This is a genomic window from Paenibacillus vietnamensis (genome assembly GCF_020169515.1).
GTDB classification, from domain to species: domain Bacteria; phylum Bacillota; class Bacilli; order Paenibacillales; family Paenibacillaceae; genus Pristimantibacillus; species Pristimantibacillus vietnamensis.
Genome location: NZ_JAHMHW010000001.1, coordinates 1,019,268 through 1,044,011, shown reverse-complemented (window position 1 = coordinate 1,044,011; position 24,744 = coordinate 1,019,268). Strand labels below are relative to the sequence as shown.

The following is a 24,744-nucleotide window of genomic DNA, read 5'->3' as shown; positions in this document are numbered from 1 at the left end:
GGGAAGAACATGCCGAAAAAAATACTGATTGCCGAGGACGAGCCCGTGCTCAGAATGCTGATTGCGGACACGCTCGAGGATGAAGGCTATGAAATTGATGAGGCGTCGGACGGAGTGGAAGCGCTTGATAAAATGAAAGCGGATGCCTTTGATCTGATTATTCTGGACTACATGATGCCCCGTATGACGGGGGCGGAAGTGATCGAAGCGGCAAAAGCCGAGCTTGCTGAGGAGCAGCGGCCCAAAATTCTTATGCTGTCGGCGAAAAGCCAGCAGGCGGAGCAGGAGAAGGTGCTGAATGCCGGGGCGGACGGATTTATGTCCAAGCCGTTCAGCCCTCTTGAGCTGATCGGACGGATCGGGGAGATGCTGCGTGAGTAAGCTCAGGCATTTTTATAAAAGAAGCATAACACAGCGGCTTGTGTCCATGATGATGCTGGCCGTCATGCTTATTTTGTTCGGCGCATTTTATATGCTGTGGACCACCTATTCGATTGTGCAGGATTATATGAGGGAAGCGGAAGCGGTTCAAGATAAGCTAAAGCTCGTTTCCGAAATCGCGGATCATTCGAATGAAATCATTTTGCGGGCCAGAGGGTATTTCGTCTATTTGTCCGATTATGAATACGAGCAGATTTTTGCCGAGGAGGAAAAGCTGAAAAATGCGCTCCTTGAGATCAAGAAACGTGAGTTAAGTGAAGCCGAAATGGAAGTGATGCAAAATATCGAAGCGTTTTTTACGGATTATTTTGAGACGACGCTGCCGAAGGCAATTGCGTATGCGGAAGCCGAGGATTATGGCTCGCTGCGGCAGCTGATCACCGCGGATGAAGACAATCCGGTCAATAAACTGATCGTCTACGCCTACGACTTCGAGAATCAGGTGAAGCTGATCGCGGAGGAGAAAAACGGTGAGCTTGTGCGGCAGCTGGCTCTTCAAGCCGGCGCGTTTATCACCTATATTCTCGCCGTTCTCATTTTGTCTTCTTTCATTACGAGAAAGCTTGGCACCGATATGGGAGCGCCGCTCCGGCAGCTGACGAAGCAGGCGAGGCGTTTTGCGGAAGGCGAGCGCTTCGAGCTCGAGAGCTTGACGAGAGCGGACGAAATCGGAGAGCTTTCTCGTTCATTGCAGTCGATGATGGGGCAAATCCACCTCAAGGAAGAGACGCTGCTTGCCCAGAACGAAGAGCTCCAAGCACAGCAGGACGAGCTCCAGGCACAGCAGGAAGAGCTGCAGCGCGCGCTTGCCCTCATGGAGAAAAACGAGCGGTACCTGGAAAAAAGAAATCAGCTCATCCAGTCCTTGTCCAATACGCTGAATCAGACCGAGCTACTGCAGAGCATCATTCAAAATATGGTGGAAATAACCGAATCGGACAAAGGGATTCTCATTATGATGAAGGAGCCGCACCCGTACGCGTCCGTCGGCCTGTCGGAGGAAGCCGCCAAGCAGGCCGTCGCGACGCTTGACGAAGGAATCGCTTTGCGGGCGCTGCAGACGAAAAAGACATACCGAATCAATCGAGCGGCGTCAACGGCCGAGCGGGGCTATCACACTGCTCCGATGAGCGCTACGGATCTGGTCGTACCGGTGGCAGGCGCGGATGAGGAAATGGTTGCATGCCTGATTCTGACCAAGCTCGGCCGCGACGTCTCTCGGCAGGAGGAAGCCGAAATTGACGGGCTTATCAAGCAGGTATCGTTATCCTTCGACAAGCTGGTTTTATTCGAGCAGTCCGAGAAGCGGCGGCAGATGATTGGCGATATGCTGAACACGGTTCAGGAAGGGATTCAGTTCACCGACCTGCACGGAACGACGCTGCAGATTAACCGGAGAATGTCGGAGCTGCTCGGAGTTGTGTCCGAAGCGGGCTCCTCTACCCGATTGCCGATCGATTCCTTTCTGGAGACGATTCGGGAGAAGGTAATTGAGCCGGAAAGGCTGGTCGGCTTCATCACGCGGATTGTGAACGGGGAGCTGACGGAGGAAGGCAGAAGCATGAATTATGAGCTGTCTTTGCCCGAACGAAAGCACATCCAAATCTATTGCGAGCCTCTCTACCGCCAGGGAGATAAATTCGGTTTGCTGTTCGTGCACAGGGATATTTCGAAGGAATACGAGGTTGACCGGATGAAATCCGAGTTTGTCAGCACGGTAAGCCATGAGCTGAGGACGCCTCTTGCGAGTGTGCTTGGTTTCGCCGAGCTGCTTATACACCGGGAGCTGAACCCGGAGCGACAAAGAAAATATATGATGACGATTTATCAGGAAGCCAAACGATTAACGGCGTTAATTAATGATTTCCTCGATCTGCAGCGAATGGAATCGGGCAAGCAGATTTATGACATGCAGGCGATTGACATAGCCTCCCTGATTGAAGAAATCGTCGAGACGGAGAAGCTGTCCGGCACTGCGCATCGCATTGAATTTTGCAATCGTGCGCCGAAGGCGCTGGTATGGGCGGATGCTGCGAAACTGGGCCAGGCGTTCATTAACTTGTTAAACAACGCGGTAAAATATTCGCCTGACGGCGGAACGATTCTCATCGACGCCGCAGTGGAGGACGAGCAGCTTGTCATCCGGATTCAGGATGAAGGCCTGGGCATCCCGGAAGAGGCGCTTCCGAAGCTGTTTTCCAAATTTTACCGCGTTGACAATTCGGACCGCAGGGAAATTGGCGGAACAGGGCTCGGTCTTGCAATCGTGAAAGAAATTATTAACCGGCACAAAGGAACGATCGGCGTAGAATCGGTATTTGGCTCGGGAAGCACGTTTACGGTTCGTTTGCCGGCCATTACGCGGCTTGAGCATTCGGCTGTAGAGGACCCTGAGCGGAAACCGGAGAAAGCTTCCTTGCTCGTGGCGCTGGTGGAGAACGATCACCATTTATCGCTGCTGCTGACAGACGAGCTGCAGGCAAGCGGTTACCGGGTACATTTGTTTGCGGAAGGGCGGCAAGCGCTCGATGAGCTGGAAAGGCTGAATCCGGACGCAGTCGTCATCGATCTAATGCTTGAGCAAGGCCTAACGGGATGGGATATTATTACGATGATGAAAAAATCGGAGAAGCTGCTGAATAAGCCGATTCTCATTTCGAGCGCTTTCGAAGAGAAGGAAAAGGCCGCAGCCTGGGGCATCTCCGAGTTTCTGGTCAAGCCGTACCTGCCTGGCAGGCTGAGCGAACGGCTGTCAGATCTCATCTTAAGATCGGAGGAACGGCATGAAAAGGGATAAATACGTAAAGCTAATGCAGGCAAGAGTCGGACAGACTGTCGCGGAATGGTCGGCGCAGCCGGCCGTAGCCGAACAGGAGCTGCACCGTTTTTTTCATAACCTGAAGGGAACGGGCGGGACGTTAGGCTTAGCTGAGGTAGAGCTATACTCCGGCGAACAGGAAAGGTCGTTCGCTCCGGACGGTGGCCGTATGATTGGCAGGCTGGAATGGGAGCGGCATGTCGGTCCGCTGCTCCGCATGTTCCAAGGAATGCCGCAGGAGCTGCCGTCTGACAGGAAGCAGACGGTTTTTGAGCAAAATGTGGCGGCCGGCGCTGCCGAAGGCTCGAACCGGGTACTGCTGATCGACGATGACATCGAGTTTGTCGCTTATTTGAAGGAAGTGCTGGAGAAGCATGACTATCCGGTCAGTATCGCGCTGGATGCCGAGCGGGGACTGAAGCTGTTTTACGATTGGAAGCCGGATCTGATTTTGCTGGACATCATCCTGCCTGACCGAAGCGGCATGGAGGTACTGCCGCAAATGGTTGAAAAAGCGAAGCAGGAGCTCATTCCGATCCTCATGATCAGCGCCGACGGTTCCGCCGACAATCAAATCCGCGCTTACCGGATGGGGGCGACGGATTTTCTCGCGAAGCCCTTTTCGACCGAGCTGCTGCTGGCTTTAACCGCCAACCGCCTCGCGATGAAGCGGGACTGGCAGCGCTCGATCATCGTTGATGAGCTGACGGGCGCATACAACCGCAAGCATTTTAACGTGATGGTCAGGCAGGGCATCGACGATTATAACCGGAACGGAGCTCCGTTTACGCTTGTTTTGATCGACTTGGATCATTTCAAGAAGGTGAACGATACATATGGACATTTGAAGGGTGACGAGGTGCTGCAAGCATTTGTCGCGACTGCCAAACGCTCGATCCGCAAGCAGAATATTTTGTGCCGGTACGGGGGAGAGGAATTTGCCCTGCTGCTTCCGGGCTGCGGGACGGCGGATGCGGTACTGATCGTGGAGGATATGAGAGAGGGCTTCAACTCGCTCCGGTTCCAAAGCGGCGGGGAAAGCTTCCGGGTGACCTTCTCCTCCGGTCTGGCCGGGCTTCATGAAGCGAACAAGCATCCGGAGAAGCTTGTGGACGAGGCGGATCAGGCGCTGTATTCGGCCAAGCGCTCCGGCCGCGACCGGTCGGTCGTGTATGCGCAGGGCATTTCGGCTGCGGGGCAGGAAGCGGTTATAAACGTAGTCGTCGTCGATGACGATCCGTTAATGCGCGAGCTTATCCTGGATCAATTCTCGCAGTGGAAGCCTGCCGCGGGCAAACGGGTCAGCGCTTTCGCGTATCCGGACGGAACGGCCTTTCTGGCGTCCGGCTGGTACCGGGAGGGAGAGAAATATATCGTTTTGCTGGACGGCGCGATGCCGGAATTGGACGGCTTTGAGGTGCTTGACCGGCTGAGGGCCGGCTTCCCCGAGCAGCATGTATGGGTCGTCATGCTCACCGCCCGCAGCCAAAAAGCGGATATCGTGCACGCTCTGCAGAAAGGCGCCGACGATTACGTCGTCAAACCCTTTGATATGCAGGAGCTGTTTCTTCGTATCGAGCGTTTGGCTAACCGCATCTGACCGCATGGAAAAACCGCCTCTCCGGGCGGTTTTTTCTTTTAACGTTAAGCTGGAGCTTTAACGGGCATTGACCGTCGAAAGATCCAGCGCTTTTTTCGGATAGTTATAATCGTTCCGGTAGCAGTTGGTGGTATGATCGTATGTGGATTGCGAAAGCTTATGCGAGATTTCGAAGATGGAGAGCTCGGGATTGACGTGAAGATTGGATTCATAGAAGGTACAGCCGCGGAAGTCGAAATCGAGTGTCGAGATGATGATGACGCAATTCGTAAACGTGCAGCCGATAAAGCTGAATCCATCAAATACAATCGTTTCGTTTTCAAAATGTTCGTTAGAAATCGTGTTCATTATCAACGCTCCTATTCTAGGATGGACAACCTGAAAACAATGATAGCAGATCGAAAGCGTAAAGTTTGTCAAAAATTGTTTTACAAAACGTAAAAGTTAACGACAAAAATCCGAAGCGCCCGCCCCTTCTATTGCCGCTCCTCTGACAATACAAATAAGAACGGGGGAAATACGACAAGGAGGCTGTGCAAATGAATCAGGGAGCAGGCTTTTGGATTCGGTTGGGCGCGAATTTGCTGGATGGAATTATCGTGGCCGTCCCGCTCACCATTCTTTCGCTGCTGATCACAGGCGGTGAAGGAAAGGAATGGTTTACGAATTTGCTGTCGTTTTTATATTCATTGCTCGTTCCTGTATTTTGGAAAGGCTTTACCATTGGCAAACGCATATGCGGCATCCGGATCAGGAGATTTGACGACGATCAGCCGCCAACGATCTGGAATATGCTGCTACGTGTCCTTATAGCCGGCATCATTTACGGCATTACGTTTGGGGTCGGCATTCTTGTCAGCGCCATTATGGTAGCCGTGAGGGAGGACAGGCGCGCAATACATGACTTTATAGCGGGTACTGAGGTTATTTACGATTAAGAGGCATAAGGGAGGGCCTGCCGATCTGGCATGACAGACGGCAGGCCTTCTTTGCCTTGGTTAAGAACTATGACATAATGGAGAAAAAGCAACGGAGGTGCTGCCCTATGAACGAAACAATCCGGACGATCCTTGATCACCGGTCGATCCGCTCTTATTTGGACAAGCCGCTTACGGACGAGCAGACCGCGGCGATCGTGCAAAGCGCGCAGGCCGCTTCGACGTCAAGCTATGTCCAGGCCTATACGATCATCGGAATTAAAGATCCCGTCAAAAAAGAGCGGCTTGCCGAGCTGGCGGGCGGACAGGCTTATGTCGCGAAGAACGGCCATTTTTTTATATTTTGCCTCGATTTGCATCGCCTTGAGCTTGCCGCGCAGCTGGAGGGGACGCTCGACTCCCGTACCCTGCAGTCGCTGCAGTCCGTCGAAACGTTTATGGTTGGAGTCGTCGATGCTTCACTTGCTGCCCAGAACGCCGCAATCGCGGCAGAATCGATGGGTCTTGGCGTTTGTTATATCGGCGGCATCCGAAATAAGCTCGGTCGCGTAACCGAGCTGCTTCAGACGCCGGACCGGGTCATTCCGTTATTCGGCATGAGCGTCGGCTATCCGAAAAACCGCTCAGACAAGAAGCCAAGGCTGCCGATGTCCCATATTTATCACGAGGACGTGTACAAACAAAGCACAGAGGAGCTTCGCGATGAGCTCCATCAGTACAACAGGGTAATCTCCGAATATTATGCGGCACGAACGGGCGGGGAACGAAAGGACCGCTGGACGGAATCGATGGCGAAGCTGCTGCAAAATCCCAAAAGGCTTTTTATGAAAGCTTTATTGGGCGAAAAAAAGCTTCCTTTAGAGTAAGCCGGGCAGGCCTTCACCCAGGGAACCTAAGTATAAGGTTCCGGGAAACCGGATGATTCAGAGGGGAGCTTTATGAGCGAAACGTCGGCTGCGGCCCCCAGACGTGCTTTGCCTCCTTTGGTCATCCACTTGTTCCGCCATTTCAGCTGCATGACCGACAACAAAATGAGAGATACTAACGTAACCGAGCACAAGATCAGGAACTGCCAGCCCAAAACAAAAGGGATCAGCGTCGTGAGCATCCCGATCTGACCGGTCCGTTTCGGCCCCCAATAATCTGTCACGAAACCTGACACAAGCCTGCAAAACCGGATCTCCCAATATCGGAAGCGCGACGAGATTCGCCTTTTCTGCACGGGGCATACTAAAATGATTGTCTCTCCAACCCCATCTCTCCTTTTTTGACTCTGTCCCATACTAAAAAAGGCCGCAATCCGTCCATCAATCTGGATAGGGCTGCGGCCTCGTTGCCATCGGCTGCACGGCTTTGTGCGCCGTTTTTTTGTGTATGATGGATCGCCATGCTGTGATCCCAAACCGTTTATAGATTCGGCGTAATGTTAACGTCAATATACCTGACACAATTTTGGGATTTAGACGCCTTTTTATCGAATTCTTTTGTTAGATATATTGACATAACTATCGGCATGCACTAATCTTACATTATAGAAATGACGCACAGTGGCGTGCGCATTCCACCGGGCAACGACGCCCTTTCCCGGCTGCGGGGAAGGGTTCTTTATGCTTACGATCCAGATCTGATTCTCATGAGTGGATGTGAACCTATATGAATAGAAAAAAATTGGTCGTTATCGGCAATGGCATGGCAGGCGTCAAATGTGTAGAAGAAATCTGCAACCTGGCTCCGGACAGATTCCAAATTACGATTTTTGGCAGCGAGCCGCGTCCCAATTACAACCGCATTATGCTGTCCAAGGTGCTGCAGGGCGATTCTGCAATCGATGAAATTACGATTAACGATTATGCCTGGTATGAAGATAGAGGAATCAGGCTGTTCACGGGAGAAACCGTCGTCCGCATTCAGAAGGAGGCGGGATATGTCGAGACGCAGTCCGGCTTGCGCGCCGATTACGATTATTTGATTATTGCGACGGGCTCCTCGGCCTTTATTCCGCCGATCGCCGGCATTAACAAGCCGGGCGTCATCGCGTTCCGCAATATTGACGATTGCAATACGATGATAACTTATGCGAAAAAATACCGGAAAGCCGCCGTCATCGGCGGCGGCCTGCTCGGGCTGGAAGCGGCGAGAGGCCTGCTTAATTTGGGGATGGAGACGGACGTCGTCCATAATGCGCCTTACCTGATGAACCGGCAGCTGGACCGGATGTCGGCCGAGCTTCTGCGCAAGGAGCTGGAAGGTCAAGGCATGCGCTTTTGGCTCAGCAAGGATACGGAGAGCATTACCGGCTTAACCCGGGCGAAGGGCATTCGCTTCTCGAACGGAGCGGCGCTGGAAGCCGATTTGATCGTCGTTTCGGTCGGAATCAGGCCGAATATCGAGCTTGCACGCGGCAGCGGCATCGACACGAACCGGGCGATTGTCGTAGACGACTATATGCGCACGAGCGTGCCGAACATTTTTGCGGTTGGAGAATGCGCAGAGCACCGCGGTATCGCCTACGGTCTTGTTGCGCCGCTGTACGAGCAAGGCAAGGTGCTTGCAAAAACGCTATGCGAAGAGGAGACCGCTCCGTATACGGGCTCCGTACCTTATGCGCAGCTGAAGGTTTCCGGCGTTGAGGTATTTTCGGTAGGCGAAATTAACGAGAATGATGCCGATACGGCTTTGCAAACTTACGACGGCATTCGCGGCACTTACAAAAAAGTGACGATGAAAAACGGTATCGTCAGCGGTGCGATTCTGTTCGGCGATACGACGGAGGGCACCTCGCTCCTGAATCTCGTGAAGCGGCAGGCTCCGATTTCCGCGCTGGCAAGCGCCTCCGGCTCGTCCGACAGCCAGGACCAAAGCGAGCTGGTCGCAGCGATGCCGGACCGCGAAACGGTATGCGCCTGCAACGCGGTTAACAAATCCCAAATTATGTGCGCGGTCCTCGAGGACGGCTTGGAGACATGCGACCAGGTGCGGGACCGCACGAAGGCGTCAAGCTCCTGCGGCGGCTGCAAGCCGATGGTAGCGGCGATCGTGAAATATGCGCTGAAGCACGGCAAGGACGCGATGCTTGCATCGGCACCGCCGATATGCGGATGTACCGATTTGAGCCATGAACAATTGAAAGCGGCAGTTGCGGAGGGCGATTTTGCCCACAAGGAAGAAGCGATGCTCGCTCTCGGCTGGCGCAGCAAATCCGGTTGTGACGAATGCGGACCGTCGATGGAATATTACCTTTCGCTCTGGCAGCCGGCAAATCCGGCGGCAGCCGCTGCCTCTGGCCGCGGCGCATCCCCTACCGGCTTGTCTGTCGGCATTGTCGCCAATGACGAGCATGAACGGAAAGAGGGTTACGATTCCCAGTCGCTCGGTACGGAGCTGTATCATGTGGGAGAAAGCTTAACCTTTCCCGTACCAATGCGGGCTGTCGTCACTTCCGGACTGCACAATCCGGCCGGCGTTTTGGTGCATGACATCGGCATTACGGGAGCTCCTGCCGGCTGGGAGGTTTATGCGGCCGGCCATGCGGAAAATCCGGTGAAGCAAGGCCAGCTGATCGGCATTGCGGAATCCGACGAAGAGGCGCTGGAGCTGTCGGCGGCCTGCCTGCAGCTGTACCGGGAACGGGCGGATTACGGCGAGCCGATGTGGAAATGGATGGAAAAGGAAGGGATTATAGAAATCAGAGAAATGCTGTTCGATTCCGGATACCGCAAAGAGCTGACCGGTCGAATCAGGGTCGTGGAAGCGGCAGCAGCAAGCGAAGAAAGGTTCGGTGAACGCATATGCAGCAAACGATAAGCTCTCCGCTTACGCTGGAGCCGGGATTTCATGCGGATACGCAGTGCCCGTTTTGCAGTGTGCAGTGCAAGATTCGTATTACGGCAAATGAGCCGCTGCCGGGCACGCAGCGCAAAACCTACAAAATCGAGGGCATTCCGAACGCGGCTTCGGAAGGGCGTTTATGCGTGAAGGGGATGAACGCGCATCAGCATGTCATGAGCGGCGACCGCATCCTGCAGCCGCTCGTGCGGAAAAACGGCAAGCTGAGTCCCGCCACCTGGGAGGAAGCCCTTACGCTGATCCGCGACAATTTCGAAACGGTCAGCAAGCAGTACGGCCCGGACGCCATCGGTTTGTACGGCGGCGGTTCGCTCACGAACGAATCGGCTTATCTGCTCGGGAAATTCGCGCGCATCGGCCTCGGTACCAAATATATCGATTACAATGGCCGGTTCTGCATGTCCGCCGCTGCTTCCGCAGGCAACAAAACGTTCGGCATCGACCGCGGGCTTACGTGCCGATTATCCGATATTCCGCTTGCCCGCTGCATTATATTGGCCGGAACGAACATTGCCGAATGCCAGCCGACGCTGATGCCTTATTTTACGAAGGCAAAAGAAAACGGAGCGACGATCATCGTCATCGATCCGAGAGTGACGGCGACGGCGGAAATGGCGGACATCCATCTGCAAATCCGGCCGGGAACGGACGCCGCGTTGGCGAACGGCATGCTGAAGGTGCTGCAAAACGAGGGGCTGATGGATCAGTCGTTTATCGCTGGCCGCACGAATGGCTTCGATGAGCTGAAGCGTCATTTGGAAACCGTCGATTTGGACGGAATCGCGGAGTTAACCGGCCTTGATCCATCGCTGATCCATAAGGCAGCGGTCGAATTCGGCAAGGCGAGTACGGGAATTTTGTTCACGGCGCGGGGCGTCGAGCAGCAAACGGACGGTCATGTCGCGGTTCGCAACTTCCTCAATATCGTGCTGGCGACCGGAAAAGTCGGCAAGCCGGGCTGCGGCTACGGCGCCGTAACCGGACAAGGCAACGGGCAAGGCGGCAGGGAGCACGGTCAGAAGAGCGACCAGCTGCCGGGCTACCGCTCGATCGAGGATGACCGCGACCGCGAATACATCGCGAAAGTGTGGGGAGTGGAGCCGGCGGAAATTCCGCGAAAAGGAGTATCCGCCTACGAGATGATGGAGCTGGTGCATGACGGCACGATCCGATCGCTGTTCGTGATGGGCTCCAATCCGGTCGTTTCCAATCCGAATGCGGATTTGGTTGAGAAAGGCTTGCAAAATATCGGGTTTTTGGCCGTGGCGGATATGTTTCTGTCGGAAACGGCGCGCATGGCGGACGTCGTGCTGCCGGTTACCGCCTACCTGGAAAACGACGGTACGCTGACCAATCTGGAGGGACGCGTGCTGCTGCGGGAATCGACGATTCCGGCGCCTGGCGAAGCGAGACATGACTGGAAGATATTGTGCGAGCTCGCCGAGATGCTGGGCAGAAAGCAATACTTCACTTATCACTCCGCTGAGGAAATTTTTAATGAGCTTCGGGTGGCAAGCCGCGGAGGAGTGGCCGATTATTACGGTATTACCTACGACAGGCTGCGGCGCGAGGGAGGCGTCTACTGGCCATGCCCGTCAACGGAGGAGCAGGAGCCAAACGGCTTGCTGTTTACCGAATCGTTCGCACATCCGGACGGCAGGGCAATTTTCATCCCCGTACCGAGCAGACAGCCGCAGGAGGTGCCGGATGCGGAATTCCCGCTCACGCTGACGAACGGGCGCGTGCTGTCGCATTATTTGACCGGTGTGCAAACACGGAGGAGTCCCTCCTTGGCTGCCAGGAGCGTCGACAATTTCGTGGAGCTGCACCCACGGACCGCCAAAAAATATAAAATCGAAGAAGGGGACAAAGTCGAAGTCCGGTCCCGGAGGGGAAGCTTCAGCGTCCGGAGCCGCATTTCGGCCCAGATCAAAGAAGATACCGTCTTTGTGCCTATGCATTGGGGCGGCGTCCAGAACGTTAATAAAGCAACAAGTCCGGAGCTGGACCCGAATTGCAAAATGCCGGGCTTCAAAACCTCGACGGTTTCGATTAAGCCGATTCGCTGACTCTGTCGCCGCAGTTATCTATAAGTATGGAAAGAGTCTGCCGGGAGCGGGCTCTTTTTTTTTCACTTTATACAGTGCTGAGAAAGCGCTATAGTAATGATTAGCGATTTTATTAGCAGAATCGGAGATGAAACGGCGTGACGACACTTTATCAATTGAACACGATTTTTATCAGTATGGTGATGGAGGCTATCCCGTTCGTACTGATCGGCGTGCTTATTTCAGGCTTTATTCAGGCTTTCGTAAAGGAGAGATGGATTGCGCGGATCATGCCGAAAAACCGGGTGCTCGCGGCATTATTCGGCTGCGGTATCGGCCTGTTCTTCCCTTCCTGCGAGTGCGGAATTGTGCCGATTACAAGACGGCTAATAAGCAAAGGGATGCCGCTGCATGCCGGGATTGCCTTTATGCTGACGGGACCGATCGTAAATCCGATCGTTCTCTTCTCAACCTATATCGCCTTTGGCAACGACTGGACGATGGTCGGTATCCGGGCCGGACTGGCTTTCGCAGTGGCGTTATCGGTTTCGCTCAGCCTGTCCCTGCTGTTCAAGGAGCTGCCTTTCCGCTATCCGCTTGCCCCGGTTGCGGCAGCCGTTCAGGAAGGCGCGGAGTACCGCGAGCCGTCGATTCCGGTCATGAAACGGTTATACGATGTGATCGCGCATGCGGTAGAGGAGTTTTTTTCGGTAGGAAAATATTTGGTGCTCGGTGCTCTTATCGCAGCCTGCATGCAGACGTTTGTGCCGACCTCCTACTTGCTGCAGCTTGGCGGCAATCCGGTGACGGCTTCGCTTGTGATGATCGCTTTGGCTTTCCTCATTTCACTATGCTCGGAAGCGGATGCATTCATTGCCGCATCGTTCCGCAGCACCTTTACGCTCGGCTCCTTATCCGCTTTTCTAGTTTTCGGACCGATGATTGACATTAAAAATACGCTGATGCTGCTTGGCGTGTACCGTACGAAATTTGTATTGGCGCTCATTGCGCTTGTGACGGTGTTTACCCTAGGCGGATCGCTGATTGCAGGGAGGCTGTTTGGATGATTCGTTTCGTTATTTTGTTCGGATTTTCCTTCATGTTTTTTATGCTTCATTACACGGGCGAGATCAATAAATACATTAATATGAAATACGCCTATTTATCGATAAGCGCCGTTGTGATGATGGGACTTCTCAGCATATTCGAGTTTATTCGTGTTTCTAAGCGGCAGAGAGCGGAAGAGAAGAAGCAGGCAGCGGGTGAAGCTATGCCGGAGCATAGTCACGATCACCATGAGGCATGCCGGCATGATGATCATTGTCACATTGATGAGCATAAACGTCGCGTCGATGATCATGGTCACGATTGCGGGCACTCGCACGGCAATGAGACGAAGCTCAAACGTTTTGTCGGCTGCTTCATCTTATTCATTCCGATCGTAACGGGGCTCTTTCTGCCCGCGCATGCTCTCGATTCCAGTTTTGTGAAGGCAAAAGGGTTTTCGATACCCGGATTTGAACAGGATATACAGGACAACCCGTCGTACCAGTTTCTAAAGCCGGATACGAGCATTTTCTACCAAAAGGACGTTTATGAGGAACTGAATCACAAAGAGCTGGCCGAGTTTGCATCGCTTGGCTCGGTCACCTTGACGGATGCCAATTATTTGAAGGGAATGGAGGTCATTTATCAAAATCTGGACGCTTTTTTTGGGAAAACGATTGCCTTCGACGGCTTTGCCTTTAAAGGCCAGCAGGTGGATGACAGCCACTATTTTGTTTTTCGTTTCGGCTTCATTCATTGCGTCGCTGATTCCGGCGTCTTCGGGATGCTTGTGGAATTTCCGAAGGGTACCAAAGTAGAGGACGACGATTGGGTGCATGTGAGCGGCAAGCTGGATTGGGAGTACTACCAGCCGTTCAAGCAAAAGATTCCCGTACTGAAGGTTAGCGGATGGAATCCGATTAAAGAACCGAAGGATCCTTACGTATACCGGACATCCTGACCGTCTAAAACAAGGTCTGCAGCAAGCCCCTTCCGCCGGAAGGGGCTTGTTCGTTATGTCCGGATATTGATTTTTAGAATCAATACTTTTCATCTTATCGCGTTCATATACTTAGGATAAACGCGGAACTCGTCGAAAGCTGTCCACAGCTTCGGCATGAGGGAGGAGGAAGGGGGCATGCAATTCGGATTAACGGAGGAGCAGGAACTGACTCGCGAGGTCGTCCGGGATTTTGCGGAGCAAGCGGTGGCGGCGGGGGCCGGTAGCCGAGACGAAGAGGGCCGGTTCCGGAGGGAGCTGTTCGCGCAGCTGGCGCAGCTTGGCCTGGCGGGAATTCCGGTTTCCGAGAAGTACGGGGGAGCAGGCAGCGATCTGTTAACCTACGCGATTGTGCTCGAAGAGCTGGCAAGAGTATGTTCGTCGACGGCTGCCGCGCTTGCGGCGCATACGGCCTACTGCGTATGGCCGCTGCAGCGCTTCGGCGGCGAGGAGCTGCGGCGGATGCTGCTGCCGGAGCTCGCGGGCGGTGCGAAGCTGGGCGGCTGCGCGCTCCATGCGGCACATGCGGGACAGACCGGTGCGGCCGCCTGCCTGCGGTCGCTGCAGTCAGGTACGGTCTACCGGCTGATCGGCACCCAGCCGTCGGCCATGAATGCGCCGCAGGCCGACTATATGCTTGTGGCTGCGCAAGGTCATGACGGGAGGAGCAAAACGGGCGTCCAGTTTTTTCTTGTCGATACCGCCGGGCCGCTGATCGAGGTCGGCGAACCGGAGCGGAAGCTGGGCTTGCGCTCGTTCGCGACCGCACCGCTTATTTTACGAGGATATGAGGCAACGGGATTGGCACAAATCGGAAATGAAAGCAATGTAAAAGAATTGGTTGAAGCAATCGCCGATATCGGACAGATCAGCGCAGCCGCCATGGCTGTCGGAGCTGCGCAGGGAGCGCTGGAGGCTGCAGCCGGGTATGCGAAGGAGCGTAAGCAGTTCGGCAAGCCGATTGCAAGGCAGCAGGGCATTGCGTTCAAGCTGGCCGATATGTCGGCGCGGATCGACGCCTCAAGGCTGCTTGCTTATCAGGCGGCTTGGCTGATGGATGAAGGAAAGAGCTGCGGCAAAGAGGCGGCTATGGCAAGAAAATACGCGGCGGAAACGGCGGTAGCGGCCGGGATCGAAGCCGTTCAAATATTCGGGGGCTCCGGCTATATGCGCGAATTTCGGATGGAGCGATTTTTGCGCGACGCCAAGTGCCTGGAATCGGATTTTGGCACCGGCGGTTTGAATTCGGATATGATTCTCCGCATCTTGGCGGAGTAGGAGGCGATACCGCGATGCGAGAAACCGTCATTGTCGGCGGAGCCCGTACGGCTTTCGGGAAATTCGGCGGGGCGTTCAAGGACGTTTCGGCCGTGCAGCTCGGCGCAGCGGCGATCAAAGGTGCGCTGCAGAAGGCAAGAGCCGATTGCAAGCAGGTGGACGGCGTCATTATGGGAATGGTTTTGCAGGCGGGCGCCGGACAAAATCCGGCCCGCCAGGCAGCGAGGCTGGCCGGCCTCGACTGGAGCGTTCAGACGGAGACGGTCAATAAAGTATGCGCATCAGGCCTGCGGGCAATCACGATGGCGGATCAGATGATCCGCTCCGGAGATGCGGAAACGATTGTGGCCGGCGGGATGGAAAGTATGTCCCGTGTACCTTTTGCTTCCATGTCTGCCAGGTGGGGAGCGCGGATGGGAAATGCCGCCATGGTGGACTTGATGATCCATGACGGACTGCTTTGCGCTTTTGCCGACGTGCATATGACGGTGCACGGCAACAAGGCGGCGGAGGAATATGGATTAACCCGCGCTGAGCAGGATGCATGGGCGCTTCGCAGCCATCAGCGAGCGATTGCGGCCAGCCGTCAGGGTTTATTCGCAGAAGAAATCGTGTCGTATCAGGCCGGCCAAACGGTCATCGCGTCGGATGAAAGTCCCCGCTCCGACACGAATGCGGCAAAATTGGCGCTGCTGAAGCCGATCTCAGGCGCCGGCGGCACCGTTACGGCCGGCAATGCGCCCGGCGTGAATGACGGCGCGGCTGCTCTGCTGCTCATGTCAAGGGCTGAGGCAGAGAAGCTCGGACATAAGCCGCTTGCCACGATTATCGGGCACGCCGCAGTCGGCACGGAGGCGCCGTCCCTCGCCGAGGCTCCCGCGCTGGCGATCCGGAAGCTGCTTAAGGAAACGGGCGTGACGCTCGATCAAATCCGCTTGTTCGAAGTAAACGAGGCGTTCGCATCCGTAGCGCTGACCTGCGGAAAGCTGCTTGGCTGGGATCCGAACAAGGTGAACGTCAACGGGGGAGCCATCGCGCTCGGGCATCCGATCGGGGCAAGCGGCGCGCGAATTGTCCTTACGTTGATGAACGAGCTGAGGAGAGCTGGCGGGGGGCTCGGCATCGCGGCCATATGCAGCGGAGGTGCGCAGGGCGACGCGCTATTAATTCAAGTCGAAGGATAAGGCGGCGGGGGGATCGGGATGAATATACGTGAAATAACGGTTGTCGGCGCCGGACAAATGGGCAGCGGCATCGCGCAGGTTTTCGCACAGGCAGGGTTCGGCGTCACATTGTATGACATCGAACGCTCCGCGGCCGAGCGGGGGTTTGGCACGATCGAGGCATCGCTTCGCAAATTCGTTCAGAAAGGCAGGCTGACAGAGGAGCAGCGTACGGAAGCGTTGCGCCGGATCCGGCTGACGACCGAGCTTGCCGACGCTGCCGATTCGGAGCTGGTCGTGGAGGCGGCGCCGGAGAAGATGGCATTGAAAAAATCGCTGTTTCAAGCGCTCGACCGGATCTGCGGGCCGCTGGCGATACTGGCGACGAACACGTCGTCCCTGTCCGTAACGGAGCTTGCGGCGGTGACCGGCAGGCCCGACCGGGTGATCGGCATGCATTTCATGAATCCCGTTCCCGTTATGCCGCTTGTTGAAGTAATCCGGGGTCTTGCCACGTCCGACGAGACGTTCGCGCAGGTGAGGAATCTTGCTGCGGCGGCAGGCAAGACGCCGGTTGCGGTCAAGGACTATCCGGGCTTCGTCTCGAACCGCGTGCTGATGCCGATGATCAACGAAGCGGCCTATGCGGTATACGAGGGGGTGGCGGAGCCGGAGGCGGTGGATCGGATTATGAAGCTGGGGATGAATCATCCGATGGGGCCGCTCGCCTTAGCGGATCTGATTGGGCTCGACACCTGCCTGGCGATTATGGAGACGCTGCATGAAGGCTTCGGAGATTCGAAATACCGTCCTTGTCCGCTGCTTCGCAATTATGTGCTGGCAGGCTGGCTTGGGCGTAAAACGGGCCGCGGCTTTTATGCTTATGGAGGAAAGGAGTAGAGCAAGCGAAAGGAGTGCCTCGCTATGGAGCTCCGCTTTACGCAAGAGCAGGAGGAGACGCGCAGGAGAAGCCGCCAGTTTGCGATAACCGAAATTAGTCCGATCGTTCCCTGGATGGAGCGGCATGAAGCGTTTCCGGGCGACTTGCTGCGTAAAATGGGACCGCTCGGGCTGCTCGGGCTGCCTATTCCGAAGCAGTGGGGCGGTCAAGGGCTCGATTTTATTGCATATACGGCGGCCCTTAACGAAATATCCAAGGTCAGCGCTGCGGTAGGCGTTATTTTGTCCGTTCATACCTCGGTCGGAACGCTGCCGATTCTTCGCTATGGCAATGACGAGCAAAGAGAGCGCTATGTCCGGAGGCTGGCAACAGGGGAGGCTCTGGGCGCATTCGCGCTGACGGAGCACGGGGCGGGCTCGGATGCCGCCTCGATCCGGACGACGGCGGTGCGGGAGGACGGCCATTATGTGCTGAACGGAACCAAGCTGTTCATTACGAACGCCGGCGCGGCGGACGTCTATGTGACGTTTGCCGTCACCGACGCCACGAGGGGCCCCGGCGGGATTACGGCCTTTATTGTCGACAAGGAGTCCGAGGGCTTTCAGATCGGCAAAAGCGAGAAAAAAATGGGCCTTCACGGCTCCAACACGTGCGAGCTGCATTTCGACAACGTCAAAATTCCGGTGTCGCAGCGGATCGGAGGCGAAGGGGAAGGGTTCTCCATCGCCATGGGCTCGCTGGACGGCGGTAGAATCGGAATCGGAGCCCAGGCGCTCGGCATCGCGCAGGCGGCTCTTGAGCTGATGCTCGGGCATTTTCCCGTCAAGCGCTCAAGTGCAGGCAAGCGGCCGAGAAAATTTGCTCCCGAGCATGCGGAAATCGCCCGGCTCGCGGCGAAGACGGAAGCCGCGAGGCTGCTCGTTTACCGGGCTGCGGGCCTCAGGCAGGAAGGAAAGCCGTGCACGCGGGAGGCCTCGATGGCCAAGATGGTTGCTTCGGATACGGCCGTAGAGGCGGCCGGAGCGGCCGTCCGGCTGCTGGGCATGGCAGGCTGCCTGGAGCAATCGCCGGCTGAGAGACTGTTCCGCGATGCAAAAGTGACGCAAATCTATGAAGGCACAAATGAGATTCACCGGATCGTTATCAGCAACCAGCTGCTGAGATAAATATTTTAATGGGAAAGGCGGTGATTCTGATGAGCGAGACACCGGGAAAGAGGCTTCGCGAGGCGCTCGAGCTCGAGAAGCCGCTGCAGGTGGCCGGAGCGATTAATGCCTTCTCCGCCATCTTGGCGGAGAAGGCCGGATTTAAGGCTCTCTACGTATCCGGCGCCGGCGTGGCGAACGCCTCCTTCGGCCTGCCCGATCTCGGCATTACAAATTTGTATGACTGCCTTGAAGATGTGCGCCGCATCGCCGGCGTGACGGAGCTGCCGCTGCTTGTGGATGCCGATACCGGCTTCGGGGGAGCGTTCCAAATTGCCAGAACGGTGAAGGAAATGGGGCGTGCGGGTGCGGCAGGCATTCATATCGAGGATCAGGTTGCGGCGAAGCGCTGCGGTCACCGGCCCAACAAATCGATCGTCGCCAAGGCGGAAATGGTCGACCGGATCAAGTCTGCCGCCGATGCCCGCGAGGATCCGCAGTTTGTCATTATGGCGCGGACGGATGCGATCGCCTCCGAGGGGTTGGAGTCGGCGATCGACCGGGCGTGCGCATGCGTCGAAGCGGGGGCCGATATGATATTTCCCGAGGCGGTGACGTCGCTGGAGGATTATGCCGCCTTCACCGCCGCGGTAAAGGTGCCGGTGCTGGCAAACATAACGGAATTCGGCAAAACCCCTTTGTTTACGACGGAAGAGCTGGGGGCGGCCGGCGTTCGGCTTGCGTTGTATCCGCTGTCCGCTTTTCGCGCGATGAGTGCCGCAGCGCTGCAGGTGTACGAGACGATCCGGCGGGACGGGACGCAGCGGAAGGCGCTTGCGCTCATGCAGACGCGCGAGGAGCTCTATGGCTTTCTTGACTATTACAGCTATGAACGAAAGCTTGATCAGCTGTTCGGGACGGAGAGGAGAGATCCATAATGGCGCTCAAAAAAACAGGAGGCCTGGCCGACGTCATTGCCGGCCAGACGGCGATTTCCACCGTAGGCAAGGAAGGGAAAGGCTTGAACTACCGGGGTTACTCGATTCACGACCTCGCAAGGCAAGGAACGTTCGAGGAAACGGCGTATTTGCTGCTGTACGGCAAGCTGCCGGACGCGGGGGAGCTTAAGTGCTATAAGGAGAAGCTTGCCGGCCTGAGAAAGCTTCCGGAAAGGCTGCGAAAGATACTCGAGCAGCTGCCGGCCAGCGCCCATCCGATGGATGTGATCCGCACCGGCATTTCCGCACTCGCCTCCTTCGAGCCTGAGGAGCCCGGGCGGAGCGCGCAGCATATCGCCGACCGGCTGATGGCAAGCAGCGGCTCGATGCTGCTTTATTGGCATCATTTTCACACCAGTGGAACGAGGATGGATACGGATGGCGGCGGGGACGGCATCGCGGCACATTTCCTGGAGCTGCTGCACGGGCGTCAGCCGGAAGAGCGGCACGAGAGAGCGCTCGACGTTTCGTTCACCTTGTACGCCGAGCATGAATTTAATGCATCGACCTTCGCTGCGCGCGTAACGGCGTCAACCCTATCGGATATGTATTCGGCCATTACGACCGGAGTCGGAACGCTTCGCGGCCCGCTTCACGGCGGTGCAAACGAAGCGGCGATGGAGCTTCTCGAACGGTTTGGCAGCCCGGAGGAAGCCGAAGCGGGACTTATGGAAATGCTGGCGGCAAAGCAGCTGATCATGGGCTTTGGCCATCGCGTATACTCGGTCAGCGATCCGAGGTCCGACATCATTAAGGAATGGTCGAAAACGCTGTCTGCCGCGCTGGGAGATATGGAGCTGTATGAAAGATCCGAGAGGATCGAGCAGGTGATGCGGCGCGAAAAGGGGCTGTTCCCGAACCTCGATTTCTACAGCGCCTCCGTGTACCGGATGTTAGGCATTCCAACTTCGTTTTTTACGCCTTTGTTCGTCGTCGCGAGAATTGCGGGCTGGTCCGCCCATATTATCGAGCAGCGGGTCGGCAACCGGATTATCCGCCCTACCGCCGAATATACGGGGCCGGAGCCGGGCGCCTGGCTGCCGCTTGCGGATAGGAAATGATCCGATAGGGAAAGGAGAATAAGAATGTCTTCTTATATCAGCAACGAAAGGCCGGAGCCGGATCAGGTGCTTACCGACATCGCCGATTATGCGGCAAACGGGGTCATCGTTAGCCGCGAAGCCTATGAAACCGCGCGCTATTGCCTGATGGATACGCTTGGCTGCGGCCTGCTTGCGCTCCGGTACCCCGAATGCACGAAGCTGCTCGGTCCGGTCGTGCCCGGAACGGTGGTGCCGGACGGGGCGCGCGTTCCCGGTACGCCTTTTCAGCTTGACCCGGTAACGGCCGCGTTTAATATCGGCTGCATGATCAGGTGGCTGGATTATAACGACACCTGGCTGGCAGCCGAATGGGGACACCCTTCCGATAACCTTGGAGGCATACTGGCAGCAGCCGACTATATAAGCCGGACGCGAATTTCCGCAGGGAAGACGCCGCTCACGATGCAGGATGTGTTAACCGCGATGATTCAGGCGCATGAAATACAAGGCGTGCTGGCGCTGGAAAACAGCTTTAACCGCGTCGGGCTCGATCATGTTATTTTGGTCAAGGTCGCCTCTACGGCGGTCGTAACGAAGCTGCTTGGCGGAACGAAGGACGAAATCGTCGCAGCGGTATCGAATGCCTGGCTCGACGGCCATCCTTTACGCACATACCGGCATTCCCCGAATACCGGGACTCGCAAATCCTGGGCGGCAGGAGATGCAACGAGCCGCGCGGTGAAGCTGGCCATGATGGCGGTAAAAGGGGAGATGGGTTACCCGTCCGCGCTTACGGCGGCAGGCTGGGGTTTTTACGACGTGCTGTTTAAAGGCAAACCGTTTTCGTTGAACCGCAAATTCGCTTCCTATGTGATGGAAAACGTGCTGTTCAAAATTTCGTTTCCGGCTGAATTTCACGGCCAAACCGCGGTGGAATGCGCAATCAAGCTGCATGACCGCATGAAGGACCGGATCGGCGAAATCGACCGGATCATCCTGACAACCCATGAGTCGGCGCTAAGAATCATTGACAAAAAGGGACCGCTCCACAATCCGGCAGACCGGGATCACTGCCTGCAGTACATGGTTGCGATCGGATTGCTGCACGGTACGCTTGACTCCGACCATTACGAGGACGAAGCGGCAAAGGATCCCCGGATCGACGAGCTGCGGCAGAAGATGGAGACGGTAGAGGATTCCCGCTATTCGCTGGATTACCTGGATGAGAACAAACGTTCCATCGCCAATGCGATCGAAATTTTATTTAAGGACGGCACCAGCTCCGGAAAGCTCGAAATCGAATATCCAATCGGACACCGGAGGAGAAGGCAGGAGGCGATTCCGCTGCTGGAGCGCAAATTCGAGTCGAATTTGAGAAGCAGGCTGCCGGCCAAGCAGGTGGATGCCGTTGTTAGGCGGTGCCAGGACCACGAGATGCTTGCGGATACACCCGTTCAGCAATTCGTGGATTTGTTCATCCCATAAGCGCACAAAAGGTGGGGATTAACATGTCCGATCGGAATCATTCGATAGAACAGCAGGAGAACAAAGCGGCGTCATGGCTGGCAATGGAAGCCGAGGTCGGCAATCTGGTCCGGCTGCACTACAAGCATAAGGACGAATTTATGCGCAGGGAGGGGGTGAAGCTCACTCTTCTGCCTTTCTATATCAATGCCGTCATCCATGCGATAAAAGCCTTTCCGCAGATGAACGGCTGCATAGGCCCGGACGGAACGATGGCCGTCAAGCAGGATGTGACCCTCAGCTTGTCTGCGGAATCCGCCGGCGAGCTGGTTACGAACGTCATCGAGCATGCCGACCGGATTAGCCTGACGGGCTTCGCCCTTATTTTAGACCGCATCCGCAATAGAAGCGGGGGAAGCGCAAGGACAAGGCAGCCGGCCGGCACCTTTGCCGTAAAAGGGTTTTCCGGTGCGGGGACGTTTCTGTCCGCACCGGCGATCCCTGCAGCTCATGCGTCGTGCCTTTCTTTTGAAACCGTGCAGCAAAAGCCGGTATTCGTTGGAGAAAGCCTGACAAAAGGTTATTTCGTCAATATGTGCTTATCCTTCGACAGCCGTCTGCTGAACGAAGCGGCCTGCGTCAAATTCCTCCAAGCCGTCAAAAAAAACTTAGGGGAATATGATCCGGAGGAGCTGATGTACGGCTAAAAGACATATATAGCAGGACCCATTTCCGATATTGCTGAATTCTGTTCATGCAATATCCGATTTCTGCATATAAATGAGACAGGCCGTATCGAGGGGATTGATCGGGTTGGTTTCTTTGAATAAAATAGCGGCGATCGTCGTCGGCAGCCTTCTTTTAGCGATAGGGATCAATTTTTTTCTCGTTCCCCTGGGCGTGCTTGACGGCGGCGTTATCGGGGTTGCGTTGATTATAAATTATTTGTTTCACATCCGGATCGGGCTGGTCATGATCGTCTGCAGCCTCCCGATATTCGTACTGGCGTGGTTTCACAACAGGGATCTATTGTATTACAGTATCAGCGGCCTGCTCTTCTCAAGCTATATGATCGACTTGCTGGAGCCGTATCAATATTATTTTATATACTACATCGAATGGACGGCATTTACGAGGGCCGTCGTCGGCGGCTTTATTATCGGGACGGGCCTAGGGGTTATGCTCAGGTTCGATTGCTCCACGGGCGGAACGGATCTGCTTGCCCACTTTGTAACGAAGCTTATTCCGCTTAACGTTGGCTTTATTATCCTCATGATAGACTTGGTGATTATAAGTGTCGGCGATTACCTGCTGCCGGACGACACGTTATTTTTGTCGTTAGTGACCATAACGGCCGGCGGATTGGGTACGAGCGTATTAAATTGGCGCAAGCCCGCCCTGTAATCGATATAAAAAAAATTTCGTCGTTTCCTTTTTGTAACATTTTTCGCACCGGAATCGTTATATGCTATAGGTAAGCCAAATAGTCATATTAATTGCTTAGGGGGCGTCGACGCAATGAAAAAATACATAATGGCGGCAGCCGTATCGCTGGTTTGTCTTACGGCCTTCAGCTTTGCGCCGGCGATTGGCCGCGAATACGCGCCGGTTGAGAAAACGCCGGAGACGACGACAGCTTTTATCGATCATGCTTTGGAGAAAAATGGACGTTATGTGTTGACTGTCGACCAGATCGAATGGTACGAGGGCGAAGAAGCGGTGAAGGCGTTTCTCGAGCGGGAGGGTGACAGCGGGCTTGACGGTCCCCCTGACGGTTATTACATCGTGGACGATGAGGCCGAATTGACGGAATTGCCCGTTGCTGACGATGCCGAGGTGCTGATGCAAATTTATAACCGGACGGGAGATGCGGCGGAGGCGGATATCGTGTGGGACGAACCGATTTCCTTGGACAAATTCATCGGACTGCTCCAGACGGAGGATGTGCTGAGCCCGCTTGATTTTCCTTACCATTTGACGGTGAAGGACGGGGTCGTTACCCGGATCGTGCAGCAGTATATTCCATAGGCAGCTGTAAGGGAGCCGCGGTGATTGCGGCTCCCTTTGCTGCTGGCGGATGAATCGTTTCGCCTGTACGGTGTTTACAATTCGCCGCGAATGGTTGGCCGGGTTTTTATAGGCCGGCGTTTGATGTTCGCTGCAGGTGTTTCCTTCAGCTTTCCCGCGGCAAGCGTCGCGTTGATTTCGCCGCCGAGCAGAATGAGGATCGAGCTCAAATACAGCCAGATTAACAGTACGATGATGCCGCCGAGGCTGCCGTAGGTTTTGGAATAATTGCCGAACTGGTTAATGTACACCTGGAACAGAAGGGAGGTCGTAATCCATCCGAAGGTTGTCATTAAAGCCCCCGGAATCACTTCTCTGAACCGCAGCCTCCGGTTTGGCGCCAGCCAAAACAGCAGGCAAAACACGATAATCATCGTCGCGACCGGTACGGAGTAGCGCAGAACCCCCCAAACCCATTCGAAGCCGGCGGTCATATCCAGCAGCCGGAATACATATTTGGCGATCACTTTCCCAAAAATAAGCAGCAGCATCGACATCATGATGACGGCCGCCAGCACGACGGTGGCAAGCAGGGAAATGCCGCGTACTTTCCAAAACGGCCGGCTCTCCTCGACGTCGTAGGCTTTGTTGATTCCTTTAATGATCGCGTTAAGCCCGTTCGAGGCCGACCAAAGGGTCGCGATCATGCCAAGCGACAGAAAAGCCCCGCTGCTGTGCCCTGCAACCTCGCTCCAGATGCTGCTGACGGATTCTCCCGTATCGGCAGGCAAAATCCGGATGAGCTCGGCGACGAGACTGTCCCCTGACAGCTGCACGAAGCCGAGCACGCTCACCATAAAGATGAGAAAAGGGAAAAACGACAGGATCAAGTAATAAGTAAGCTGCGCTCCGATCCCGGGGACGTCGTCATCCCGGAATCGGGAATAAAGCTGTTTGATAAACCGGTAAATTCGCTGTTTTCGTGACATCGGCAACACCTTCCTTTG

At 55.5% G+C, this 24,744-nt stretch carries 22 protein-coding genes; 20 read left to right on the top strand and 2 right to left on the bottom strand.

Going from position 1 to position 24,744, the window contains the following annotated elements:
* Positions 1-9: 9 nt before the first annotated feature.
* From KP806_RS04610 to KP806_RS04600, 3 genes are read left to right on the top strand one after another with little or no spacing between them, the layout of a single operon-like run.
* A complete protein-coding gene (locus tag KP806_RS04610; protein WP_224722354.1) occupies positions 10-381 on the top strand; it encodes a response regulator transcription factor in 372 nt (123 codons plus the stop codon).
* Positions 374-3,238 (top strand): ATP-binding protein, encoded by a 2,865-nt coding sequence (locus tag KP806_RS04605; RefSeq protein ID WP_224722353.1) that lies wholly within the window; start codon positions 374-376, stop codon positions 3,236-3,238. The genes KP806_RS04610 and KP806_RS04605 overlap by 8 nt, the downstream gene beginning before the upstream one ends.
* Positions 3,225-4,859, top strand: coding sequence for a GGDEF domain-containing response regulator (locus tag KP806_RS04600; RefSeq protein ID WP_224722352.1), 1,635 nt, complete (start codon positions 3,225-3,227; stop codon positions 4,857-4,859). Before KP806_RS04605 ends, KP806_RS04600 begins: the two co-directional genes overlap by 14 nt.
* 57 nt (positions 4,860-4,916) lie before the next feature.
* Here KP806_RS04600 and KP806_RS04595 read toward each other — a convergent pair whose 3' ends face one another.
* Complete coding sequence (locus tag KP806_RS04595; RefSeq protein ID WP_224722351.1) at positions 4,917-5,207, bottom strand: hypothetical protein; 291 nt, start codon at positions 5,205-5,207, stop codon at positions 4,917-4,919.
* 191 nt (positions 5,208-5,398) lie between these two features.
* On the opposite strand from KP806_RS04595, the gene KP806_RS04590 reads away from it, so the two are divergent.
* The 17 genes from KP806_RS04590 to KP806_RS04495 all read left to right on the top strand — a co-directional run bounded on the left by KP806_RS04590 (position 5,399) and on the right by KP806_RS04495 (position 23,758).
* On the top strand, positions 5,399-5,797 hold the full coding sequence (locus KP806_RS04590) for an RDD family protein (RefSeq protein ID WP_224722350.1): 399 nt from the start codon (positions 5,399-5,401) through the stop codon (positions 5,795-5,797).
* 107 nt (positions 5,798-5,904) lie between these two features.
* Positions 5,905-6,663: an oxygen-insensitive NADPH nitroreductase gene (gene nfsA / locus KP806_RS04585; RefSeq protein WP_224722349.1), complete on the top strand. Its 759-nt coding sequence runs from the start codon at positions 5,905-5,907 to the stop codon at positions 6,661-6,663.
* Positions 6,664-6,735: 72 nt separating this feature from the next.
* Positions 6,736-6,915: a hypothetical protein gene (locus KP806_RS04580; RefSeq protein WP_224722437.1), complete on the top strand. Its 180-nt coding sequence runs from the start codon at positions 6,736-6,738 to the stop codon at positions 6,913-6,915.
* A 535-nt stretch (positions 6,916-7,450) separates the two neighbouring features.
* Positions 7,451-9,601 (top strand): nitrite reductase large subunit NirB, encoded by a 2,151-nt coding sequence (gene nirB / locus KP806_RS04570; protein WP_224722348.1) that lies wholly within the window; start codon positions 7,451-7,453, stop codon positions 9,599-9,601.
* Positions 9,586-11,712, top strand: coding sequence for an assimilatory nitrate reductase catalytic subunit NasC (nasC, locus tag KP806_RS04565; RefSeq protein ID WP_224722347.1), 2,127 nt, complete (start codon positions 9,586-9,588; stop codon positions 11,710-11,712). The genes nirB and nasC overlap by 16 nt, the downstream gene beginning before the upstream one ends.
* A gap of 137 nt (positions 11,713-11,849) precedes the next feature.
* Positions 11,850-12,758, top strand: coding sequence for a permease (locus tag KP806_RS04560; protein WP_224722346.1), 909 nt, complete (start codon positions 11,850-11,852; stop codon positions 12,756-12,758).
* Positions 12,755-13,699: a TIGR03943 family putative permease subunit gene (locus KP806_RS04555; RefSeq protein WP_224722345.1), complete on the top strand. Its 945-nt coding sequence runs from the start codon at positions 12,755-12,757 to the stop codon at positions 13,697-13,699. Before KP806_RS04560 ends, KP806_RS04555 begins: the two co-directional genes overlap by 4 nt.
* A gap of 177 nt (positions 13,700-13,876) precedes the next feature.
* Positions 13,877-15,016, top strand: a complete 1,140-nt coding sequence (locus tag KP806_RS27530; protein ID WP_263575536.1) for an acyl-CoA dehydrogenase family protein — start codon at positions 13,877-13,879, stop codon at positions 15,014-15,016.
* A gap of 14 nt (positions 15,017-15,030) precedes the next feature.
* Complete coding sequence (locus tag KP806_RS04535; RefSeq protein ID WP_224722344.1) at positions 15,031-16,200, top strand: acetyl-CoA C-acetyltransferase; 1,170 nt, start codon at positions 15,031-15,033, stop codon at positions 16,198-16,200.
* 18 nt (positions 16,201-16,218) lie between these two features.
* Complete coding sequence (locus KP806_RS04530) at positions 16,219-17,079, top strand: 3-hydroxybutyryl-CoA dehydrogenase (protein ID WP_224722343.1); 861 nt, start codon at positions 16,219-16,221, stop codon at positions 17,077-17,079.
* 24 nt (positions 17,080-17,103) lie between these two features.
* Positions 17,104-18,246, top strand: coding sequence for an acyl-CoA dehydrogenase family protein (locus tag KP806_RS04525; RefSeq protein ID WP_224722342.1), 1,143 nt, complete (start codon positions 17,104-17,106; stop codon positions 18,244-18,246).
* 29 nt (positions 18,247-18,275) lie between these two features.
* A complete protein-coding gene (gene prpB, locus KP806_RS04520; RefSeq protein ID WP_224722341.1) occupies positions 18,276-19,163 on the top strand; it encodes a methylisocitrate lyase in 888 nt (295 codons plus the stop codon).
* On the top strand, positions 19,163-20,284 hold the full coding sequence (gene prpC / locus KP806_RS04515; protein WP_224722340.1) for a bifunctional 2-methylcitrate synthase/citrate synthase: 1,122 nt from the start codon (positions 19,163-19,165) through the stop codon (positions 20,282-20,284). The genes prpB and prpC overlap by 1 nt, the downstream gene beginning before the upstream one ends.
* Positions 20,285-20,308: 24 nt before the next feature.
* A complete protein-coding gene (locus tag KP806_RS04510; protein ID WP_224722339.1) occupies positions 20,309-21,751 on the top strand; it encodes a bifunctional 2-methylcitrate dehydratase/aconitate hydratase in 1,443 nt (480 codons plus the stop codon).
* A 23-nt stretch (positions 21,752-21,774) separates the two neighbouring features.
* Positions 21,775-22,437, top strand: a complete 663-nt coding sequence (locus KP806_RS04505; protein ID WP_224722338.1) for a 2-oxo acid dehydrogenase subunit E2 — start codon at positions 21,775-21,777, stop codon at positions 22,435-22,437.
* Between the two features lie 106 nt (positions 22,438-22,543).
* Positions 22,544-23,134 (top strand): YitT family protein, encoded by a 591-nt coding sequence (locus KP806_RS04500; RefSeq protein WP_224722337.1) that lies wholly within the window; start codon positions 22,544-22,546, stop codon positions 23,132-23,134.
* Positions 23,135-23,248: 114 nt separating this feature from the next.
* A complete protein-coding gene (locus KP806_RS04495) occupies positions 23,249-23,758 on the top strand; it encodes a hypothetical protein (protein WP_224722336.1) in 510 nt (169 codons plus the stop codon).
* A gap of 74 nt (positions 23,759-23,832) precedes the next feature.
* Here KP806_RS04495 and KP806_RS04490 read toward each other — a convergent pair whose 3' ends face one another.
* The gene (locus KP806_RS04490) at positions 23,833-24,726 is read right to left on the bottom strand and encodes a YihY/virulence factor BrkB family protein (protein WP_224722335.1); all 894 of its coding nucleotides are present in this window, start codon (positions 24,724-24,726) and stop codon (positions 23,833-23,835) included.
* Between the last annotated feature and the right edge of the window lie 18 nt (positions 24,727-24,744).

Coding starts and splice junctions, on each gene's coding strand:
- nfsA (WP_224722349.1), top strand. CDS start 5,905: ATGAACGAAACAATCCGGACGATCCTTGATCACCGGTCGATCCGCTCT.
- KP806_RS04580 (WP_224722437.1), top strand. CDS start 6,736: ATGAGCGAAACGTCGGCTGCGGCCCCCAGACGTGCTTTGCCTCCTTTG.
- prpC (WP_224722340.1), top strand. CDS start 19,163: ATGGCGCTCAAAAAAACAGGAGGCCTGGCCGACGTCATTGCCGGCCAG.
- KP806_RS04600 (WP_224722352.1), top strand. CDS start 3,225: ATGAAAAGGGATAAATACGTAAAGCTAATGCAGGCAAGAGTCGGACAG.
- KP806_RS04610 (WP_224722354.1), top strand. CDS start 10: ATGCCGAAAAAAATACTGATTGCCGAGGACGAGCCCGTGCTCAGAATG.
- KP806_RS04510 (WP_224722339.1), top strand. CDS start 20,309: ATGTCTTCTTATATCAGCAACGAAAGGCCGGAGCCGGATCAGGTGCTT.
- KP806_RS04590 (WP_224722350.1), top strand. CDS start 5,399: ATGAATCAGGGAGCAGGCTTTTGGATTCGGTTGGGCGCGAATTTGCTG.
- KP806_RS04505 (WP_224722338.1), top strand. CDS start 21,775: ATGTCCGATCGGAATCATTCGATAGAACAGCAGGAGAACAAAGCGGCG.
- KP806_RS04495 (WP_224722336.1), top strand. CDS start 23,249: ATGAAAAAATACATAATGGCGGCAGCCGTATCGCTGGTTTGTCTTACG.
- KP806_RS04555 (WP_224722345.1), top strand. CDS start 12,755: ATGATTCGTTTCGTTATTTTGTTCGGATTTTCCTTCATGTTTTTTATG.
- KP806_RS04490 (WP_224722335.1), bottom strand. CDS start 24,726: ATGTCACGAAAACAGCGAATTTACCGGTTTATCAAACAGCTTTATTCC.
- nasC (WP_224722347.1), top strand. CDS start 9,586: ATGCAGCAAACGATAAGCTCTCCGCTTACGCTGGAGCCGGGATTTCAT.
- prpB (WP_224722341.1), top strand. CDS start 18,276: ATGAGCGAGACACCGGGAAAGAGGCTTCGCGAGGCGCTCGAGCTCGAG.
- KP806_RS04595 (WP_224722351.1), bottom strand. CDS start 5,207: ATGAACACGATTTCTAACGAACATTTTGAAAACGAAACGATTGTATTT.
- KP806_RS27530 (WP_263575536.1), top strand. CDS start 13,877: ATGCAATTCGGATTAACGGAGGAGCAGGAACTGACTCGCGAGGTCGTC.
- nirB (WP_224722348.1), top strand. CDS start 7,451: ATGAATAGAAAAAAATTGGTCGTTATCGGCAATGGCATGGCAGGCGTC.
- KP806_RS04525 (WP_224722342.1), top strand. CDS start 17,104: ATGGAGCTCCGCTTTACGCAAGAGCAGGAGGAGACGCGCAGGAGAAGC.
- KP806_RS04535 (WP_224722344.1), top strand. CDS start 15,031: ATGCGAGAAACCGTCATTGTCGGCGGAGCCCGTACGGCTTTCGGGAAA.
- KP806_RS04530 (WP_224722343.1), top strand. CDS start 16,219: ATGAATATACGTGAAATAACGGTTGTCGGCGCCGGACAAATGGGCAGC.